This window comes from Rhodococcus sp. NPDC056743 (assembly GCF_042790355.1).
GTDB lineage: Bacteria > Actinomycetota > Actinomycetes > Mycobacteriales > Mycobacteriaceae > Rhodococcus_F.
On the sequence record NZ_JBHTZI010000004.1, the window covers coordinates 164,260 to 183,143 of the forward strand.

An 18,884-nucleotide genomic window follows, 5' to 3' on the forward strand; every position below is an offset into this window, starting at 1 on the left:
TGAATCACTCACTTCGGCAAGGCCCTTCCCGCAATGACCGCAATGACAAGGATTTGACATGACCACACCTCGCCCCGACGTCTACTCGACTCTTGAGAACGGCGTGCTCCGCGTTGTGATCAACAGACCTCACCGGATGAATGCGCTGACCACGGAGTCGCTGCGGGATATCGTCACTGCCTTCGACGATCACGCGCACGGCGGACCAGTACGGGTGGCAGTGCTCGAGGGTGCGGGCAGGGCGTTCTGCACCGGAGCCGATTTGGCGGATGCGGTGTTGTCCGGTCCGCCCTCCGCGGACACGATCGATGCGGCAAACGACGTTGCCCGCGCGATCCGGTCGTTTCCCGCCCCTGTGATCGCGGCGGTGCGAGGTCCCGCTGCCGGAGTAGGTGTTTCACTGGCTTTGGCATGTGATCTCACGGTTGCTGCGGAGTCGAGCTACTTCCTGCTCGCCTTCACCAAGGTGGGCTTGATGCCTGACGGCGGTGCAACCGCACTCGTCGCGGCGTCGATCGGTCGTGCCCGGGCCATGCGGATGGCACTTCTTGCGGAAAAGTTGCCCGCGCGAGATGCTTTCGACAGCGGCTTGATCTCGCAGGTCTGCCCGGACGACACATTCGACGACGAGCTTGCGGTGCTGATTCAGAGTCTGAGTGGCGGTCCGGGTAAGGCTTTCCACCAGACGAAGGACGCCATCAACGACGCCACCCTGACGGAACTCGAGTCAGCCTTCGAGCGTGAGCGCGCTGGACAGATTTCGCTACTCGTCAGCGCCGATTTCGCCGAAGGTGTTGCGGCGTTCCAGGGAAAGCGTGCAGCCGTGTTCAGCCGGTAACAGTAAGGCACAGTTGAACTGAGCGACCACGCGTGGGCTACCGTCCGCGAATATTCGCAATACATCTGCGCCCCGACGTGGCACACTGGGCAACCTGTAGCCGCCGCACACAATCAGGAAGGACTCTCGAATGCTCCCCAGCTTGTATTCACAGCGCAAGTCGCAGTCGATGATCCATCATGTGGACCGGCTGGCGGAAAACTCCGGCGCGATCACCGGATTCCGCGTCTACTGAAGCCCCACCGCTCGGGGCGTGCGCGTCCCGATACCCGCTCATTCGACGGGTGACCTCACGGCGACCTCGGCCAACACTGGACGATCACACCTCGAGAACCGCCACTCCCGCTGCGAGAGAACAAGGTTGTCGATTGTCATGCGTCACCCACCCACCGCCATCACCGCCCGTACCTGGATGAACACCCGAGTGCGGGTCCTCAACGCCACCTACGAGGACTTCGACCTCGTACCCGCCGCTCGCGCGGTCGTGTTGCTTGCCGAACAGCTCGCGATGACTCTGGTGGAGCACACTCCGCGGTTCGTGGTGCGCTCCCAGTACGTGGCGATCCCACTGCCGCGGACCATTCAACTGCTCGAGTACGTGCACACCCCACCGCGTCCGACGATCGACGACGACACCAGGGCGAGCTTCTCCGGCGTTCTGGCGCGCGATCACTACCGGTGCGCGTATTGCGACGGCGCGGGGGCGACGACCGTCGATCACGTCTACCCGCAGAGTCGAGGCGGAGGCAACAACTGGTCGACTCTCGTCGCGTGCTGCCTGACCTGCAACAACATCAAATCTGATCGGACCCCGGAAGAGTCTGGTATGCCGCTCCTCTGGGTCCCCCGAGCACCTCGCATCGACCACAAGCGTCAGCACACCATCTGGCGCGAATTGGCCCATAGTGTCTGAATCGTTGTGGAAGGAGACACGTCCCATGACGGCGATGACCTTGGCTGACCTGCTTCCCAACTCGATGGACACCGCAGACTGGGCCGTCGCGGCCTGCCGCGGCGATCGGTACCCGGACCGGTGGTTCCCCGACCCGAGTGAGGCAGTTGATTACGCAGCCGCGGTCTGTGCCCGGTGTCCCATCATCACCGCGTGTGGTGCGTATGCAGTCGATACCGAGCAGACCGGTGTATGGGGTGGCCATGAGTACCGACGGGGCAGGATCATCCGCTGAGTGAACGTCTGACCCGCACCAGTAGTGTTGCGGGTCAGACGTTCTCGATTTCTTCAGTGCCTGTTAGGGCCCGTCAGTTCTTGGCGATGTCCCGACCGATGATCTCTTTCATGATTTCGGTGGTTCCGCCGTAGATCGTCTGAATTCGGCTGTCGACGTAGGCTCGCCCGATCGGGTATTCCATCATGTAGCCGTACCCGCCGTGCAGTTGCACGCAACGGTCCACGACACGTTTCTGCAGTTCGCTTGCCCACCATTTTGCCTGTGCAGCTTCGACGGCGGACAGCTCGCCGTCGTTGATCGCCAGGACTGCATTGTCGACGTACGCCTGTGTCACGTCGATTTCGGTGAGCATTTCGGCGAGCGCAAAACGCGTGTTCTGGAAGTCGCCGATGGGCTTTCCGAATGCACTGCGGTCGAAGGCGTAGGCCTTGGTCCATTCGTAGGCTGCCCGTGCGACGCAGATTGCGCTGACGGCAATCGAGAGTCGTTCGCGGGGAAGTCGTTCCATCAAGTGGATGAGGCCGCCGCCCTCGGTACCGAGAAGGTTGCCGGCCGGAACCCGGACGTTGTCGAAGGACAACTCGGCTGTGTCCTGGGCTGCAAGACCTACTTTGTGGAGCTTGCGACCGCGGGTGAATCCTTCCATCCCGCGTTCTACGACCAGGAGACTGAAACCGCGCGATCCGGCGCTGGGGTCTGTTCGGGCAGCGACGATCACGATGTCGGCATGGATGCCGCTGGTGATGAATGTCTTCTGACCGTTCAAGATCCAGTGGTCTCCGTCGCGAACGGCGGTGGTCTTGATGCCCTGCAGATCGCTGCCGGTTCCCGGTTCGGTCATCGCGATGGCGCAGATGATCTCTCCGGCAGCCATTCCCGGAAGCCAGCGCTGCTTCTGCTCGTCGGTGCCGAGATCGGCGATGTACGGGATGACGATGTCGTCATGGAGTCCGAGTCCGGCGCCGAACGACGTGGTGGCGCTGCGGGCGATTTCCTCGGCAACGATGTAGCGGTATCGGTAGTCGAGTTCGCCTGCCCCGCCGAACTGTTCGGGTACGGCCAGACCGATGATGCCCATCTTGCCGGCGGCAAGCCAGGCCGATCGGTCTACGAGACGATTTTCTTCCCAGTCGTCGTAGTGCGGGGTCACCTCACGGGCGATGAACTCGCGTACGGAATCTCGATAGGCTTCGTGATCTCGAGTGAAGAGTGTGCGACGCATGATTGACTCTCCGGTCCTAGACGGAAACGCGTTCGGTCATCGAGCGCAGTCGCGCTCCGATGATGTCTTCGGCTTCGGACACCATGCGCTGCACCAGTTCGTCGACGGTGGGGATGTCGTGGATCAGTCCCTGCGAGGTTCCGACGGTCCAGATACCGGCATCGGGATCGCCCTTTTCGTAGACGGTGCGTCCGCGAGCGCCGGCAACGAGTTCGCGGACGTCCTCGAATTGTCCGCCGCGTGAGAGGATGTCGACAACCTCACGGCTGACCGTGTTGCTTGCGACGCGAGCGGTGTTGCGCAGTGGCCGGAAGATGAGTTCGGTCTGGGTTTCGTCGGCGGCGACGATGGCTTCCTTGATGTTCTGGTGAATCGGCGATTCCGCGGTGCACATGAAGCGTGTACCCATGTTGATGCCGTCGGCGCCGAGAGCCAGAGCGGCGACGAGTCCGCGGGCGTCGGCGAATCCGCCGGACGCGATCATGGGAATGGAAATCTTCTCTGCCGCTGCGGGAATCAGGACCAGTCCGGCGACATCGTCCTCGCCGGGGTGGCCGGCGCATTCGAAGCCGTCGATGCTGATGCCGTCGACGCCGAGATCCTGAGCCTTGACCGCGTGACGGACGGTGGTGCACTTGTGCAACACCTTGATTCCGGCGTCGTGGAACATCGGCAGGTGCGGTCCGGGGTTGGATCCGGCGGTCTCGACGATCTTGATTCCCGAGTCGACGATCACCTGGCGGTACTCGTCGTACGGCGGCGGTGTGATGGACGGCAGGATCGTGAGGTTGACACCGAACGGCTGATCGGTGAGGTCGCGGCAGCGGGCGATTTCGTTGGCCAGATCCGCGGGTGTCGGTTGCGTCAATGCGGTGATGAAGCCGAGTGCGCCGGCATTGGCAACGGCAGCAACGAGTTCCGCTCGTCCTACCCACTGCATGCCACCCTGGACGATGGGATGACGAACACCGAACGTTTCCGTGAATGCTGTTGAGATCATGAAAGTTTCCTTGCTGTTCTCTCGGGGAAGGGGTCAGAGGTGGGAGATGCCGGCGAGGTCGCTGACGTAGTCTCGTGCCTTCGTCGGATCGAAGGAGCGTGAGATCTGCAGTTTCTCGGCTTCGAGTGAGCCTTCCGCGTGGGTTGCGAGTACGGATTGGTACCCGCCGTAGTCGCGGGCGGTGAGGTCGGCGATGAAGTTGAGCAACCTCAGGCGTTTTTCGGCAGGAACTGCTGCAGCGTAATACTTTTCGAGTACGGCACGAATGTCGGGGTTGTCCCAGTCCTCGCCGCCGGGACCGGTGGCGAGCAGGCCGCCGGAGAGGTCGGTCAGTATCGCGACGGCGTTGTGGAATCCGTGGGCGAAGTGATATTTCGCCATGTTGACGGCGAGCGGATCGGGCTGCTGAACACCGTGTGCACCGGGCTTTGACCGAACGGCGGCCAGTTGCGCCAGGCCCCGGACCGTTTCGCTCCAGGTGATCAGTTCGGTGATCTTGCCCTTGACGTGTCCGGCTTTGCTGATGCCGTTCGCTTCGGCGATCAGAGATGCCGCGCCGACCATGATGTCGAGCAGGGGCAGTTTGTAGTTGATGGCGGTGAAGCGGTGGTAGTCGACGAAGGCCAATGCCAGGGGACCGGCCAGTTCTGGTTGGCGGTTGAGGAAGACCCGGTTCTTCGGTACGCGAACGTCGTTGAAGACGGTGAGCGATTCGAGCAGCTTGTGTTTTGTGGAGATCGGGAATTCGAACGAGTTGCGTTCCCCGGCTGCGTAGGGGGAGACGTAGAGCTCGAGGCCCGGTGTGTCGATGGGGATTGCGAAGGAGACGGCGTAGTCGGCGTCGTCGGGTCCCATGGCGCGGGTAGGCAGCACGATGAGTTCGTCGGCGTTCGCGGAGAACGAGGTGTGGCATTTGGCGCCGCGCACGGTGATGGAGTCGGCGTCTTCGTCGACGATGTGCAGGTAGAGGTCCGGGTCGGCTTGCTGACGCGGGCTCAGGGAGCGGTCGCCTTTGACGTCGGTCTGGGCGACGGCCAAGGAGAGGTCGCCCGCGCATACTCGCTGGTAGAAGGCGCGGGCGTTGTCGAGTCCTTCGCCGGTGGTGGCGCGGAGCAGTGCGAACAATGCGTCGCTGCCGACCTCTTTGAGGACGATGGTTCCGCCGCCGCGTCGTGATACTTCTTCGATGAGTGCGCCGCGGCGCACGAGATCCTCGGCGGAGTTCGGTGCGACGTAGAACGCGCTGACCGGTTTGCCGTCGACCTCGGTGATCGCGAGGTCGGGTCGGTCGTCGACGATGTCGTAACACAGTGCCGAGTGGTCCACTGCCAGAGTCAGTTCAGGCTCCGCGTAGACGTCGGATATTTTCTTGCCTCGGTAGAAGACCCGACGGTCGTCGTTGAGGCCCTTTCGGTACTGGTCACTGGTTCGTATGCCCACGAGATACTTCCTTGCTCTTCGGTCGCGGTTATTGCACTGAACATAGCTTAGCGATCGCTATATAAGCTATGTTGACCGGTCTTCGGATGTCAATGGGTGGGGCGAACGGCCATGCATCAGTGTCGTGACCTGTTGGGCGGCTGTACGCACGAGTGTGCCGAGTTCGGCAATGCGTTCTCCGGTTAACGGCGACGGTGGATCGACCAGGCAGAGAATGAGTGCAGGTGACGTGTCTTGATCGAACGCGGTCGCGTTCACGGACAGCAGTTGGTAGTGAGCGGTCGGGTCGATTGTTCCTACGGCAACGTCCGCGGAGAGTAGTCGCCGTGCTTCTCGCAGTGCAATTGCGGCCTTCTGTCCGCCGACTCCTGGTCCACGTAGCTGTGCGACGGCATCGGAGATCGAACGGTCTTGTTGCCACAGGCATTCCACGGCGAATCCGCGCTCCCGGATAGTGTCGAGGATCGGTTCGTACTCCGTCTTCAGCAGTTCGGTTTCCGCGCTCAGGACTTCTGTGCCAAGTAGGAACCATTCGTCGAGTTGATCCCGCCCGTACCACGCTGCCAGTCCGGCGCCCAGTGGTGGTGCCATCAATACCTTGTCGCCGATGCGTAGTCCGAGCGTTCCGCTGCGTTTGGAGATCGGTTGAACAACCTCTGCGACAACCAGATCGGCACCTGACCGGATGAATCCCAGGCATGCCAGTTGTGACGTGTCGGCTAGTTCGTGCATGACAGTACGGGCGAGGTCGACGACATCGGTTGCGCGAGAGGCGGCCTGGCCGATGGGGACGAGAGCCGGTCCGAGTTGGTATGTCTTCCGAACGGGATGACGTACGAGCCAACCGGACTCTGTCAGTGCGACGACCATGGGGTAGCAGGTTGCCTTTGCAACTCCCAGGTGCCGCGCAATGTCGGCAAGGCTGCGCCCCGTTTCGGGGTCGGATGCCAATAGTTCGGCGAGCATGACAATGCGATCGGTCTGCGGTGAGTTTCGTGCCATGTGTTTGCATAATGCCACTCTGGCGTCGCATTGTGACCCACGCTACTCTGAAATCACTTAGCGATCGTTAATCAAGCATCGTGAGTTCTGGAAGGACAACACATGACTGTCAATGGTGGCGAACTGCTGGCAAGAGCCCTCGCCGAAGCCGGTACGACCGAGGTATTCACCCTGCATGGAGGGCATCTGGATGCATTCCTCGTTGCCTGTCGACGAAACGGAATTCGGCTTACCGACACCCGTCACGAAGCCACTGCCGGACATGCCGCCGACGCTTATGCGCGGGTGACCGGGACGTACGGCGTGTGCGTCGTTACGTCCGGTCCGGGTTTCACCAATGTCTACACCGCGCTGACAAATGCGCTCCTCGATCGCACCCCCACCATCTTTGTCGTCGGGGCTCCGCCGATGCGCGAGACCGAGACGAATCCACTGCAGGGTGGGTTCGATCAGATAGCCGCAGCCACGCCGGTGACCAAGTGGGCCTACCGCATAACCGACCCGGCACGCGTGCCGGAAATCGTTGCTCTGGCTATTCGTAAGGCTACGACGGGAATTCCGGGTCCGGTGCTGCTCGAAGTGCCGATCGACGTGATGTTCGGAGAAGCGGACGAAGACGCTGTGAGATTTCCGGTGAACTACACCGTGGACACGCGGCCAGGTCCTACTGCCTCGGCCGTGGAAGCCGCACTCGATCTGCTCGGCGCCGCGAACAATCCTGTGATTGTGATCGGCGGTGGTGTCACGTTCTCTCGCGCGAGTGAAGCCTTGGTGGCGTTCGCGGAGACAGTGGATGTGCCCGTGTTTTACCCCGGGAAGTCCGATGGAGCGATGCCGGCAAGTCATCGTCTCGCCGGCGGTGGATTGTTGGCGATCGGGTCGTTGCCCGCGATCGGACAACCGACCCCCGACGTGGTGCTCGTAGTCGGGGCTCGCGCCGGAATGTTCACCGGTGGGCGCACAAGCTTGTACCCCGGCGCGCGGTTGATACAGATCGACGTCGACGCGTCCGAAATCGGACGTATGCAGGATGTGGACGTTCCGATACTCGCAGACTGTAGAGAAGCGCTCATTGCTTTGAAAACTGCTGCTGATCAACGTCAATGGCCAGACTGGAGTACCTGGGTCGAGGCAGCGACCAGCGCGAAGCACGCGCACCGTCATGGATTTACGGACGAGGAGACGCGGACCGGAAAGGCGCATCCGTACTTCGCGGCGCGCGCGATCGTCGAAGCGTGCCCTCCTGACACGACGTTTGTCATGGACGGTGCCGAGGCGCCGTCGTGGGGTGAGTTCTTCACGACAACGGACCAGGTTGGTGGTGTCTTGCGGCTCGGGTATCTCGGATGCCTGGGTGTCGGGCCGGGTTTCGCGATCGGTGCACATCGTGCACGGCCGGAATCACCGGTCGTGCTCATCACCGGCGACGGTGCCGCTGGATTCCACATCCAGGAATTCGACACGATGGCCCGTCACGGAATCCCGGTTGTGACAGTGGTATTCAACAATGCGGTGTGGGGGATGTCGATCCACGGCCAGGAAGCGGTGTACGGGGACGAAGGAATTGTCGTCTCGGAGCTCGCGGACAGCGCATACGAGAAGGTTGCCGAGGCCTTCGGTGGATACGGCGAGCGAGTGAAGGACCTTGCATCCATCGGCGATGCGATGAAGCGTGCGTTCGCTGCCGGGGTCCCCGCCTGTATCAACGTCGAGGTGGACCCACACGTCGTTCACCCCATTACGACGATGATGCTCGGCGACGTCACGAGCACGGACGAAATCGTGGTCCCTTACTACGAGAACATTCCTCGCTGATGTCGACACGTGTTGCGGGAAAAGTGGCCGTCGTTATCGGCGGAGCATCCGGTATCGGTTGGGCAACAGCGCAATTGCTGACAGCTGAAGGTGCAACCGTCGTGATCGGCGACATCGACGTCGACAGCGGACGGTCTCGGGCCGCGGAACTCGGCGGGGGAGCCGAAGCGGTCCGGGTCGACGTCGTCGACGAGGAATCGGTTCGCGCGATGTTCGAGGAGACTCGGGCGCGATGGGGCCGGGTAGATATCGCAGTGAACTGTGCCGGTGTCAATCTGCCTGGATTCATTACCGAATTGGACGCCGAGACGTGGAGGCGCACAGTGGATATCTGTCTGACCGGTGCGTTCTTCGTGATCAAGCACGCCGCCCGTGTCATGGACGCCGGCGCCGCGATCGTCTCGATCACGTCGCTGAACGCCCGCCAGGCCGCTGCGGGATTTGCGGGATACTGCTCCGCGAAGGCAGGTCTCGCCATGCTCACCGAAGTCGCTGCGCTCGAACTCGGTGAGCGCGGGATCAGGGTAAATGCGGTCTCTCCCGGGCTCGTGGAGACTCCGCTGGTGGAAGGTCTGACCAGTGTTCCGGCCATCGCGGCGGACTTCACGGAAAACACCCCGCTGCGGCGTAACGGACTACCACGCGATATTGCAGAAGCTGTGCTTTACCTTGGCTCCGACGCGTCGTCGTGGACAACGGGGGAGGTTCTCGACGTCAATGGAGGCGCGCACCTGCGCCGGTATCCCGATGTCATGAGACATATCGGGGCCCTGCCGTAGCAGGCGTCTGAAGAACCTGGTTCGGGTCGCCCTAGACAAGGTAGTTATCGTTCGTTAAGTTGGTGGCGTCAGTCACAGTGGATTGCCGAGTGTGGAGCACGGAGAAGCCAATGAAGCGGTTCGATCTGAGAGATCGCACGGACGGTCTGGATCCCGAATCTCAGTACGAGGAAATCTATCGGGTACTCGCGACCCAGGAGTTTCCGTGGGATATCAATCAGGCGTTGAGCTTTGCGTTGTTTCGCACCTACGCGGTGCCCACAATCGGTCGATTGCTCTACGACACCGGTGAATTCACTGAACGGGTGCAGAAGCGTTACGACGACACCGGGCTCATTCTGGACGCGGTGCTGGAGCATGGAATGTCCAGTCAGGCAGGCCGGGACGGCATCCGCCGTATGAATCAGATGCACGGCTCGTACACAATCTCCAACGCGGACATGCTGTACGTGCTTGCGACGTTTGTCGTTACTCCGGTTCGATGGATCGACAGTTACGGCTGGCGGAAGCTCACGCGCAACGAAATATCAGGCGCTACCAACTATTACCGACATATGGGAAAGCTCATGGGGATCAAAGGTATCCCCGAGGCGTACGAGAGCTTTGCCGAGTTGATGGACGACTACGAGCGTGAGCAGTTCGCGTTCGACGACGGTGGACGGGCAGTTGCGGACTCCACGCTGGCGCTACTGTGCACGTTCCCGCCGAACAACCTTGCCCCTGCTGTGGTTGTTCGGCGTTTCTCCTGGGGGTTGATGGATGCCCCGCTACTCGCGGCGTTCGGCTACCCGCAGCCGTCCCGGATCGAGCGCGCACTGTCGCAGACTGCACTTGTGCTGCGTGGCAAGTTCGTTCGATTCCTGCCCCCTCGTGCTGTGCCGAAATTTGCGCGCGATCTGCCGAATATTCGCAGTTACCCCAACGGATATCGGGTTGATGCTCTGGGAACTTTTCCCAGAGGTTGCCCGGTTGCGCATCAGCCTGCGGTACCCGACGTTGCTCCCTCGAATTGAGAAAGAACATCACGACACGATGAGTACAAATTACCGACTCGCCGACGAGAGTCGTCGTCACGCTGTTGCTCGGCCCGACGCACTTGCGCTGACCGGTCGAGACGGGTCGATGACATTTGCCGAATTGGACCGCCGGACCAACCGACTCGCGAATGTTCTCCTCGACCTCGGTTGCGTAGCCGGCACCAGGGTGGCAGTGGTGGACAGAAGCTCAACACAGGTAATAGAGATAGTGCTGGCAGCGGCGAAGATCGGGGCAGTGGCCATCCCGCTCAATTGGCGCTTGTCCGGTGTCGAGATTGCCGGGGTGCTCTCCGATGCGGAAGCCCGGGTGTTGTTCCTTCACAGTGAATTCGACGGTGTGTTGTCGGCGGTGCAAGCATCCGGTGTGTCGGCTCTACGCGTCGTGCGGATCGACGGTTCCAGGGAGACGGATTACGAAGCTCGATTGGCCGGCGCACGTTCGGTTGATCCCGGGTGGCGCGGAGGCCTGGATGACGTTGTTCTGCAACTTTATACATCCGGCACCACGGCGAAACCCAAAGGCGTTCTGACGTCCAACAGGAATCTCGGCGGGTGTACGCAAACGGGCGGGCCTTGGGGGTTCGACGAATCCTCGGTCAGTTTGTGCGCGATGCCGTTGTTCCATATCGGTGGATTGGGCTGGGTCCTCGTCGGTCTCGCAAACGGTGCGCACAATGTGATTCTGGCGGAATTCACCCCTTCCGGTTTGCTGGATGTATTGGAAAGAATGAGCATCACGAATATATTTCTGGTGCCCTCTGTCATCGGGGTGATGATCGAAGTTCCGGGTGCACAAGATCGAGATTTTGCAGCGCTGCGCTCCATTGCGTACGGCTCCTCGCCGATAACACCGGCGGTACTGAAGAGAGCTCTCGACACGTTCGACACCCCGCTCTTCCAGGTGTACGGACTGACCGAAACACATGGAGCTGTAACACAACTCGATGCAAACGATCATTCGGTTGACGGAGAGAAAGTCTCGCTGTTGCGATCGGTCGGCAAGCCTTACCCCTGGGTGGAGTTGAAGGTTGTGGGCCCGGGCGCATCCGAATCGGCACCGGGAGAGCCCGGCGAGATCTGCGTCAGGTCCGATCAGGTCACGCAGGGCTACTACAAACAGCCGACGGAAACGGCGGCCGCGATCGACGCGGACGGTTGGTTCCACACCGGAGATGTCGGACGGATCGACGACGAGGGCTACGTCTACATCACCGATCGGATCAAGGACATGATCATCACCGGTGGTGAGAACGTGTACCCCGTCGAGGTCGAATCGGTGATTGCCGAATACCCGGGCGTTTCACAGGTTGCTGTTGTCGGAGTAGAGGATCCGGTCTGGGGTGAGGCAGTCAAAGCAGTTGTAGTCGCCGCTGCGGATCATGAACTCGATGCCACCTCGATCCTCGCATTCGCGCGTGTGCGTCTCGCCGGATACAAGTGCCCGAAATCGATCGACGTCGTTGCGGAACTTCCACTCGGCGCAACCGGGAAAATACTCAAGCGCGAGCTTCGAGCCCAGTATGCCGGGCAGTGATCCAGTATGCCGAGCGGTGAGAACTAGCGAGTTCGTTTGCGGGGAGGCTTGTATCCCACTGTATTCAGGGCAATCTCTGCATATTTCCCGGCGACTTCCTCCGGGCTGAGTTTACCTTCCGCGTGGTACCACCGCGGAATGGACTGACACATCGCGAGTAGTGCGCGGGTGGTCTCGGCTGTGTCGGCGACCGAGAACAATCCTCGTTCGACGCCCTCTGTGACGATGCCGAGGGCGAGTTCCTCGATGCCCTTGCGGACAACGCGGTATCGCTGGCGGTTCTCGGGGCTGAGGTACCGCACCTCACCTTCGAGGGCTGCCAGGCGGGATCGGGTTGTCATGCGCAACACGATCGCTTCGACGACGTTCGTGAGCTGTTTGCATGGGTCGTCACCGCCGTCGGCGGATGCGGTGTGTGCACGGGCGAGTACGTCGCTGGTCGAGATCTCCAGGAGCGCAAGGAGAATCCCTTCCTTGCTCTGATGGTGGTAGTACAGCGCAGGGATCGTGACCCCAACACGACGCGCGATGTCTCGCACCGAGGTGCCGTGGAAGCCGTTGTCGTAGAATCCCTCGAGTGCAGCTTGGAGGATGGGACTCAGTTCGAGTGGTTCGATCCGTCGCCAACTGGCCTCGGTGGTGGCGGTTTTCGCCGAATTCTTCGTGACCATGACTACTCCATTAGCTATCGTTCGATAAGGCCTGGGAAGATCCTACGCTGCAGCAGGCCGTCACAGCTTCACGCTTGTGCCTCAGGTGGAACTTCGGACAAGGCGGTCGGTTTCCGTGACGTGCCCCTTCCCGATGTGTCGAAGAATCGGGACGGGTGCACAATATTGACATGCCGAATTCGAATCCGATATCCGCTTGGAAGGCCCTTCGCGAAGGCAATGAGCGATTTGTGGGCGGCGCGTCCATCCACCCCAGCCAGGGAATCGCGGATCGCGCGAAACTGGTCGACGCACAGCACCCCACCGCCGTGCTGTTCGGTTGTGGTGATTCACGCGTTGCTGCCGAGATCATCTTCGATCAGGGGCTGGGTGACATGTTCGTCGTTCGCACGGCAGGTCACGTGCTCGACGATTCCGTTCTCGGTTCCATCGAGTACGCGGTGCATGTTCTCAACGTCCCGCTCATCGTTGTGCTCGGGCACGACGGGTGTGGCGCGGTCAAGGCCACGCTCGACGCTCTCGACAAGGGCGCAGTGCCGGACGGCTTCATTCGCAGTGTGATCGAGCGTGTTGCGCCGTCCATTCTCATGGGACGCAACGAAGGTCTGACGACCGTCGACGAACTCGAGGGGCGCCACGTTGTCGAGACGGGCTCGCTCATCATGCAGCGGTCCCGAATTATTGCCGACAAGGTGGGCAAGGGTGAGTGCGCGATTGCAGGTGTCACCTACACGTTGTCTGACGGACACATGCGCCTGCAGGGCGTAGTAGGCGAAATCGGCGAGTAGGCCGGGATAATCCCTTCAGTCCTTCGTCACACGGTGCCGACACGCCGTCTCAGCTGACCGTTTGTGAGCCTTTCGCCAACTACCGTTGAGACCGTGTTGGAACCGAATGGACCACTGCCCCCTCAGATCTACTGGCGTCGCCGGGCTCTGGCCATCGGTGCTGCCGTTATCGCCCTGGTGTTGCTGATCTGGGCGATTTCCGCGCTGGTCGGCGGAGGAGACGATCCGGCCGAAGCGGACGCCGCGGCCGCCACGTCCTCGCTCACCTCGGAGGTGTCGTTCACACCGAACCCGTCAGGAAGCAACAACTCCGACGGCAACGGTGGTGGCGGTAGTGGCGATTCCGGTTCGAATGGTTCTGCTTCGAACGGTTCTGCGACGTCCGCCGCAGCGAGTTCGACAACGTCGGCAACCAGCGCTGCTCCGGTACCGGCAGGGCAGTGCGCCGATTCGTCCCTCGCAGTCAAGGCGACCGCAGACAAGCCCACGTTTGCCGGTGGCGAGGAACCGACCTTCACAATTGTCATCACGAACATCGGTTCCGCCGCGTGTGATCGCGACCTGGCTGGTGGACTTCAGCAGGTGCTCGTCTACAGCATCGACGGCAAGAACCGGTTGTGGTCCAACGTGGACTGCTACCCGCAGCCGGCCCCGGATGTGCGCAACCTCGAACCCGGTGAGCAGGCTGCCTTCAAGGTGGCCTGGTCCGCTACGACCTCGACTCCGGACTGCGCCACCTCGCAGAACCCGCAGCGCAATCCCGTTGGCCCCGGCGCGTACACCGTCGTCGGTCAGCTCGGTGCCCTGCGTAGCGGCGCGGAGCCGTTCAATATCGCGTAACCGAATATCGCGTAACCGCCGAGCTCAGTTGTATGAACCGGTGATCGATGACTCTGCCAGCCGGGACAAACCTTCCCGGATGTGACGAGCCCACAGTCCACCGATACCTTCGACGGACTGAAGGTCGGCTGCCGTTGCCGCGAGCAGAGCTTGCAAGGTGCCGAATGATCCGACCAGTCGGTGGATCTGATGGAACTGAAGCCGTGGTACTCGCATGAGCACCCGGTATCCGCGGGGAGTCATCGGGGTGTCGAGAGCCTCGATTGTGCCCGGGTATCCGAGGACTCGAGCGAGGGTCGTCAGGTCGAGAAGATCGGCATCGGTGACACGGTCCAAGGCAGCGAGCACATTGTCCATCGCGGCGGTTCCGACCGGCTCGGGTCCGGCCAGGTAGTCGCGGACGATGAGCTGACGCGCAATGTCGTTGTCGCCGACCAGCTCTTCGAGCTGAAGTGCGAGTTGTCGACCGTCTGTGCCGAGCTCCAGGACGTCCTGTTCGATCTCGAGCGATACGCGTCTAACCATCTCGAGTCGCTGCACCACCGTCAAAGCGTCGCGCAGAGTCACGAAGTCCTCGATCTCGACGACGGACAGTGACCTGGTGACCTCGTCGAGACGTGCCTTGTATCGCTCGAGTGTCGCAACGGCCTGATTTGCTCGGGACAGGATCGTGGCGGAACCTTCGATGACATGTCTGATGCCGCCGACGTAGACGCTGACGATCGACATCGACTGACTTACCGACACCACCGGGTATCCGGTCTGGATTGCCGTGCGTTCCGCTGCGCGGTGCCGAGTGCCGGATTCGACGGTCGGGATCTTGTGGTCCGGAACGAGTTGAACGTTTGCGCGGACGATGTGCGAGCCATCGGTGGACAGCACCACGGCACCGTCCATTTTCGAAAGTTCCCGAAGGCGCGTGGGCGCGAACGCCACGTCGAGGTTGAAACCACCGTCGCACAGCGCCTCGATCTCGTCGTCGTAACCGAGGACGATCAGGGCGCCGGTGCGACCTCGAAGAATGCGTTCGAGGCCGTCGCGCAGCGCGGTTCCGGGGGCCAATCTGGCGATGGTTTCTCTCAACGCCGGCGACGACTGGGGATCCGCCATCGCACTGATCATTGAGAAACTCCCTGCTGAGGTCGATGTCACTAAGTCCGGGTCCGATAGCTGGTACTGGCAGATCCTTCGATTAGATTACCTATCCGTGAGTAGTACCTGGACTTTGCCTGACGACCTGACCGTGCCCACGCCCGTTGAATTCTTCCCGGCGGCAGGTGAGACGTTGCCTCAGCACTGGTCGAAGTGCTTCGGGTGTGGCGACGATCAGCCGGCCGGGATGGCGATGAGTTTCAAGGCCGGTGAGGGCCTCGAGGTGACCGGACGACTCGAAGTCGCAAAGAAGTACCAGGGTGGACCCGGGGTCATTCACGGCGGAATTCTTTCCACTGCTTTCGACGAGGTGCAGGGCGTGGCATGCATGGTCCTCGGCACTCCGGTGGTGACCGGTCACCTCGAGATCGACTTTGCGCGTCCGATCCCGCTCGGCTCGGTTCTCGAGTTTCGGGCTCGCGTCGAGGGAACTGTCCGGCGCAAGGTCTACACCAGCGCCGAAGCTGTCATCGTCGAAGGTCCGGCCGCTGATCCGGACGTCATTGTCGGAACGTCGCGAGGACTGTTCCTGACCATCACGGCCGAGCATTTTGCACAGACCCAGCAATTTGTGGACGGCGTTCCGACCTCGCCGTTCGGAACCTCGTCTGTCTGATTGCCCAGCCCGGATCACCTCCGTCATTTGACGGGGGTGAGCTTGGGGCGCGGCGCGCCCTGCTTGCCGCCGAGCAAGCCGGCGTAGGTCAAGGCCTCGGCTATGGTCGTCACTTCGTTGACTCGCATGCCGGGAATGTTCGGCCCGGAGTCGACCGGCACTATCGCGCTCGTGAATCCCAACCTTGCAGCTTCGATCAGACGTCGGTTGACGCCGGCAACTCGGCGAACCTCTCCGGCGAGTCCGACCTCGCCGAGGATCACCATTCCCTTGGGGACCGGCTTTCCCTTCACCGCGGAGGTGACCGCAATGGCGAGGGCCAAATCGGCACCTGGTTCCGTCATGCGCATGCCGCCCACGGTCGCCGCGTAAACGTCGGCTTTGGCGATCGACACTCCGGCCCGTCGCTCGAGTACCGCCAGAACCATGGCGACACGCGCAGTGTCCAGGCCGCTCACAGCTCGACGGGGAGTGGGGAGTGGCGTAGGGGCAACCAATGCCTGTACTTCGCCGAGCAGAGGGCGTTTGCCGTCCATCATCACGGTGACAGCAGTGCCCTCCACCATCTCTTCCCGATGGTGGAGGAACAATCCGGACGGATCGCTGATCTCGTTGATGCCTTGTTCGGTGAGTTCGAAACAACCCACCTCGTCGGCTGCTCCGAATCGGTTCTTCACTCCGCGGACCATGCGAAGCGTGGAGTGTTTGTCTCCCTCGAAGTGCAGGACCACGTCGACGAGATGCTCGAGCGACCGTGGGCCGGCTACGGCTCCGTCCTTGGTGACGTGACCGATCAGGAGTACCGGAATTCCGCTGGACTTCGCCAACGACGTGAGCGCGCTGGTGACTGCTTTGACCTGTGTGACACCACCGACAACGCCGTCGACGTCGGCCGCGAGCATGGTTTGCACCGAGTCGACGATCACCAGGGTGGGTTTGACCTGCTCGACGTGGCCGAGGATGGTCGCGAGATCGTTTTCCGCAGCCAGATACATCCGTTCGTGGACGGAATTGGTGCGATCGGCCCGGAGCCTGACCTGGCCGGCCGACTCCTCGCCGGTGACGTAGAGCGCACGATCCTCCGGGCTTCGCATCGCCCATCGGTAGACGACCTCGAGTAGCAGCGTGGATTTGCCGACGCCAGGTTCTCCGGCGAGGAGGACGACCGAACCGGGAACGACCCCTCCGCCGAGAACGCGGTCGAGTTCACCGATCCCGGTGGGCTTGGCCTTGGTGCTCTGGCTGTCGATCTGGGTGAGCGGGGTGGCGGGTGTGGTGGGCAGGACAGCGGCCGAACCGGCCTTCGCGAGCGATGCTCCCGCGCGACTGGCGACCGGAGCGACGACGGACACTTCGGACATGGAGCCCCACGTGTCGCACTCGGGGCAGCGGCCGACCCATTTGGGCACGACGGATTTGCATTCGGAGCACCGATAGTTCGATTTCGCTTTGGCCACCGGAACAGACTAGAGGCGGGGTCCGACATGGACCCCGCCTCTAGTGTGGCAATTCGTGACCTGGGCGAAAAGTAGTGTCCGCCTTGGGTTTACAAGCTCAGTGTCCTGAACCCTCGACCGGCGACTTCTCGGACACGTCACGTTCGAGTTGCGGGCCCGCATCGACGGGAACCTGAACCGTGACCGGGCCGGCCTTCTCGAAGGTGAAGGTCATCGGGATGGTCAGGCCCGGGCGAACGCCGGCCTTGATGTCTTGGAGGACAACGAGCATGAGCGCTGCGGGAGCGTCAGTGTTCTGGTCCTTGTTCTCGATCTGCTTTTCGGCTTCGGCCTCAGCGGACTCGCCCGCGGGAAGCTCTCCGGCCTGCAGGGATGTCTGCGGCTTGATTACCAGTCCGGCAACCTCTTCACCAGCGACAACGCTTGCAGCGTAGTCGGTGGTGATGCTGACCAGCTTGTCGGTGGTCTCCGCGCTTTCGTTCACGATCGTGAAGGCGAGCACGGCATTTCCGCCGGGTTCGATGCTGTACTCCTCGGACGAGGGGTACATGATGTGCACGTTGCGTAGGGCGATGTCACCAACGCTGGCGCTGTTGCCGTTCACGGCGGCCTGCTGGACGGCAGTCTGGCTCACCTGTCCCGAGCCACATGCGGACAGCGCGATGGCTGCGCCTGCAGCCAGTGCAATGGCGGTAGCGACTCGGCGAGTCGGCTTGCGGATAGCAGTCACGGTTTGTCCTCCAGGGCGTCAGGTTCGCACTCCACTAGGCAGAGTAGTAGTCAGCTCTCGCGGGCCGGTCGCTGGGTCGCCACAACGGTTGTCCGCGTGGGCTTTCGTGCTGCCGTGAACAGGCCGTCGACGCTGGCTGAATGCACGTCCAACAGGCACTGTCAACCCCTACGCTCGAGCAAGGATGCCCCTGACCTGCGCCGTTGATGCATGGCTGGTTCTTCGACGTGTTAAACTAGTGGAATCGAAAGGGGCACGGGACACATGATTTTCAAGGTCGGAGACACCGTCGTATACCCCCATCACGGTGCGGCGCTGATCGAAGCTATCGAAACCCGCACCATCAAGGGTGAGCAGAGGGAATATCTCGTTCTGAAGGTTGCTCAAGGCGATCTGACAGTGCGAGTACCCGCAGACAACGCAGAATACGTCGGAGTTCGCGACGTCGTCGGCCAGGAAGGCCTCGACAAGGTTTTCCAGGTTCTGCGTGCACCGCACACCGAAGAGCCCACCAACTGGTCTCGTCGATACAAGGCAAATCTCGAGAAGCTGGCTTCAGGTGACGTGAACAAGGTCGCCGAGGTTGTTCGTGACTTGTGGCGTCGTGAGCAGGATCGTGGACTTTCTGCTGGTGAGAAGCGCATGCTTGCCAAGGCTCGTCAGATTCTCGTCGGAGAGCTCGCGCTCGCCGAGGGCACTGACAACGAAAAGGCTGAGATCATTCTCGACGAGGTCCTCGCGACCGCGTCCTGAATCAACACCACAACAAAGCT

At 61.6% G+C, this 18,884-nt stretch carries 19 protein-coding genes; 11 read left to right on the forward strand and 8 right to left on the reverse strand.

The window, feature by feature from the left end; translation table 11 throughout:
- Positions 1–58: 58 nt before the first annotated feature.
- From ACFRFQ_RS10790 to ACFRFQ_RS10800, 3 genes are all read left to right on the forward strand, one after another.
- Positions 59–838: an enoyl-CoA hydratase gene (locus ACFRFQ_RS10790; protein WP_378656694.1), complete on the forward strand. Its 780-nt coding sequence runs from the start codon at positions 59–61 to the stop codon at positions 836–838.
- Between the two features lie 373 nt (positions 839–1,211).
- Positions 1,212–1,751 carry an HNH endonuclease gene (locus ACFRFQ_RS10795; protein WP_378656697.1) on the forward strand — a complete coding sequence of 180 codons (540 nt, stop codon included), beginning with the start codon at positions 1,212–1,214 and terminating at the stop codon, positions 1,749–1,751.
- A 25-nt stretch (positions 1,752–1,776) separates the two neighbouring features.
- Positions 1,777–2,025, forward strand: coding sequence for a WhiB family transcriptional regulator (locus ACFRFQ_RS10800; protein ID WP_378656700.1), 249 nt, complete (start codon positions 1,777–1,779; stop codon positions 2,023–2,025).
- Positions 2,026–2,098: 73 nt separating this feature from the next.
- Here ACFRFQ_RS10800 and ACFRFQ_RS10805 read toward each other — a convergent pair whose 3' ends face one another.
- The 4 genes from ACFRFQ_RS10805 to ACFRFQ_RS10820 form a co-directional block, all read right to left on the reverse strand.
- A complete protein-coding gene (locus ACFRFQ_RS10805) occupies positions 2,099–3,250 on the reverse strand; it encodes an acyl-CoA dehydrogenase family protein (RefSeq protein WP_378656702.1) in 1,152 nt (383 codons plus the stop codon).
- 16 nt (positions 3,251–3,266) lie between these two features.
- Complete coding sequence (locus ACFRFQ_RS10810) at positions 3,267–4,250, reverse strand: nitronate monooxygenase family protein (protein WP_138871730.1); 984 nt, start codon at positions 4,248–4,250, stop codon at positions 3,267–3,269.
- A 33-nt stretch (positions 4,251–4,283) separates the two neighbouring features.
- Positions 4,284–5,690, reverse strand: coding sequence for a 4-hydroxyphenylacetate 3-hydroxylase N-terminal domain-containing protein (locus ACFRFQ_RS10815; protein WP_378656705.1), 1,407 nt, complete (start codon positions 5,688–5,690; stop codon positions 4,284–4,286).
- 66 nt (positions 5,691–5,756) lie between these two features.
- Positions 5,757–6,692 carry an IclR family transcriptional regulator gene (locus ACFRFQ_RS10820; RefSeq protein ID WP_378656708.1) on the reverse strand — a complete coding sequence of 312 codons (936 nt, stop codon included), beginning with the start codon at positions 6,690–6,692 and terminating at the stop codon, positions 5,757–5,759.
- Between the two features lie 102 nt (positions 6,693–6,794).
- Here ACFRFQ_RS10820 and ACFRFQ_RS10825 point away from each other — a divergent pair, with 102 nt between their 5' ends.
- The 4 genes from ACFRFQ_RS10825 to ACFRFQ_RS10840 all read left to right on the forward strand — a co-directional run bounded on the left by ACFRFQ_RS10825 (position 6,795) and on the right by ACFRFQ_RS10840 (position 11,857).
- Positions 6,795–8,507, forward strand: coding sequence for a thiamine pyrophosphate-binding protein (locus ACFRFQ_RS10825; RefSeq protein ID WP_378656711.1), 1,713 nt, complete (start codon positions 6,795–6,797; stop codon positions 8,505–8,507).
- The gene (locus ACFRFQ_RS10830; RefSeq protein ID WP_378656714.1) at positions 8,507–9,286 is read left to right on the forward strand and encodes an SDR family NAD(P)-dependent oxidoreductase; all 780 of its coding nucleotides are present in this window, start codon (positions 8,507–8,509) and stop codon (positions 9,284–9,286) included. The genes ACFRFQ_RS10825 and ACFRFQ_RS10830 overlap by 1 nt, the downstream gene beginning before the upstream one ends.
- A 110-nt stretch (positions 9,287–9,396) precedes the next feature.
- Complete coding sequence (locus ACFRFQ_RS10835; protein WP_378656716.1) at positions 9,397–10,299, forward strand: oxygenase MpaB family protein; 903 nt, start codon at positions 9,397–9,399, stop codon at positions 10,297–10,299.
- Between the two features lie 19 nt (positions 10,300–10,318).
- Positions 10,319–11,857, forward strand: coding sequence for a long-chain-fatty-acid--CoA ligase (locus tag ACFRFQ_RS10840; RefSeq protein ID WP_378656719.1), 1,539 nt, complete (start codon positions 10,319–10,321; stop codon positions 11,855–11,857).
- Between the two features lie 23 nt (positions 11,858–11,880).
- Here ACFRFQ_RS10840 and ACFRFQ_RS10845 read toward each other — a convergent pair whose 3' ends face one another.
- On the reverse strand, positions 11,881–12,528 hold the full coding sequence (locus tag ACFRFQ_RS10845; protein WP_378656722.1) for a TetR/AcrR family transcriptional regulator: 648 nt from the start codon (positions 12,526–12,528) through the stop codon (positions 11,881–11,883).
- A gap of 170 nt (positions 12,529–12,698) precedes the next feature.
- Here ACFRFQ_RS10845 and ACFRFQ_RS10850 point away from each other — a divergent pair, with 170 nt between their 5' ends.
- Positions 12,699–13,316: a carbonic anhydrase gene (locus tag ACFRFQ_RS10850; RefSeq protein ID WP_138871738.1), complete on the forward strand. Its 618-nt coding sequence runs from the start codon at positions 12,699–12,701 to the stop codon at positions 13,314–13,316.
- Between the two features lie 93 nt (positions 13,317–13,409).
- A complete protein-coding gene (locus ACFRFQ_RS10855; RefSeq protein WP_378656725.1) occupies positions 13,410–14,156 on the forward strand; it encodes a DUF4232 domain-containing protein in 747 nt (248 codons plus the stop codon).
- A gap of 24 nt (positions 14,157–14,180) precedes the next feature.
- Here the strand turns inward: ACFRFQ_RS10855 and disA are convergent, their stop codons facing one another.
- Positions 14,181–15,266, reverse strand: a complete 1,086-nt coding sequence (disA, locus tag ACFRFQ_RS10860; RefSeq protein WP_138873580.1) for a DNA integrity scanning diadenylate cyclase DisA — start codon at positions 15,264–15,266, stop codon at positions 14,181–14,183.
- Between the two features lie 97 nt (positions 15,267–15,363).
- On the opposite strand from disA, the gene ACFRFQ_RS10865 reads away from it, so the two are divergent.
- Complete coding sequence (locus tag ACFRFQ_RS10865; protein WP_378656728.1) at positions 15,364–15,924, forward strand: PaaI family thioesterase; 561 nt, start codon at positions 15,364–15,366, stop codon at positions 15,922–15,924.
- A 23-nt stretch (positions 15,925–15,947) separates the two neighbouring features.
- On the opposite strand, the gene radA is transcribed toward ACFRFQ_RS10865, so the two are convergent.
- Both radA and ACFRFQ_RS10875 read right to left on the reverse strand, forming a co-directional pair.
- Positions 15,948–17,381 (reverse strand): DNA repair protein RadA, encoded by a 1,434-nt coding sequence (gene radA / locus ACFRFQ_RS10870; RefSeq protein ID WP_378656731.1) that lies wholly within the window; start codon positions 17,379–17,381, stop codon positions 15,948–15,950.
- 97 nt (positions 17,382–17,478) lie between these two features.
- Positions 17,479–18,111, reverse strand: a complete 633-nt coding sequence (locus tag ACFRFQ_RS10875; protein WP_378656733.1) for a hypothetical protein — start codon at positions 18,109–18,111, stop codon at positions 17,479–17,481.
- A gap of 264 nt (positions 18,112–18,375) precedes the next feature.
- Here ACFRFQ_RS10875 and ACFRFQ_RS10880 point away from each other — a divergent pair, with 264 nt between their 5' ends.
- A complete protein-coding gene (locus ACFRFQ_RS10880) occupies positions 18,376–18,864 on the forward strand; it encodes a CarD family transcriptional regulator (protein ID WP_033232561.1) in 489 nt (162 codons plus the stop codon).
- Positions 18,865–18,884 lie beyond the last annotated feature (20 nt).

What these genes read in the sequence shown, in the direction of transcription:
- ACFRFQ_RS10810 (WP_138871730.1), bottom strand. Translation starts at nt 4,250, where the DNA reads ATGATCTCAACAGCATTCACGGAAACGTTCGGTGTTCGTCATCCCATC.
- ACFRFQ_RS10840 (WP_378656719.1), top strand. Translation starts at nt 10,319, where the DNA reads ATGAGTACAAATTACCGACTCGCCGACGAGAGTCGTCGTCACGCTGTT.
- ACFRFQ_RS10830 (WP_378656714.1), top strand. Translation starts at nt 8,507, where the DNA reads ATGTCGACACGTGTTGCGGGAAAAGTGGCCGTCGTTATCGGCGGAGCA.
- ACFRFQ_RS10835 (WP_378656716.1), top strand. Translation starts at nt 9,397, where the DNA reads ATGAAGCGGTTCGATCTGAGAGATCGCACGGACGGTCTGGATCCCGAA.
- ACFRFQ_RS10880 (WP_033232561.1), top strand. Translation starts at nt 18,376, where the DNA reads ATGATTTTCAAGGTCGGAGACACCGTCGTATACCCCCATCACGGTGCG.
- ACFRFQ_RS10800 (WP_378656700.1), top strand. Translation starts at nt 1,777, where the DNA reads ATGACGGCGATGACCTTGGCTGACCTGCTTCCCAACTCGATGGACACC.
- ACFRFQ_RS10805 (WP_378656702.1), bottom strand. Translation starts at nt 3,250, where the DNA reads ATGCGTCGCACACTCTTCACTCGAGATCACGAAGCCTATCGAGATTCC.
- ACFRFQ_RS10820 (WP_378656708.1), bottom strand. Translation starts at nt 6,692, where the DNA reads ATGGCACGAAACTCACCGCAGACCGATCGCATTGTCATGCTCGCCGAA.
- disA (WP_138873580.1), bottom strand. Translation starts at nt 15,266, where the DNA reads ATGGCGGATCCCCAGTCGTCGCCGGCGTTGAGAGAAACCATCGCCAGA.
- ACFRFQ_RS10790 (WP_378656694.1), top strand. Translation starts at nt 59, where the DNA reads ATGACCACACCTCGCCCCGACGTCTACTCGACTCTTGAGAACGGCGTG.
- ACFRFQ_RS10825 (WP_378656711.1), top strand. Translation starts at nt 6,795, where the DNA reads ATGACTGTCAATGGTGGCGAACTGCTGGCAAGAGCCCTCGCCGAAGCC.
- ACFRFQ_RS10845 (WP_378656722.1), bottom strand. Translation starts at nt 12,528, where the DNA reads ATGGTCACGAAGAATTCGGCGAAAACCGCCACCACCGAGGCCAGTTGG.
- ACFRFQ_RS10850 (WP_138871738.1), top strand. Translation starts at nt 12,699, where the DNA reads ATGCCGAATTCGAATCCGATATCCGCTTGGAAGGCCCTTCGCGAAGGC.
- ACFRFQ_RS10795 (WP_378656697.1), top strand. Translation starts at nt 1,212, where the DNA reads ATGCGTCACCCACCCACCGCCATCACCGCCCGTACCTGGATGAACACC.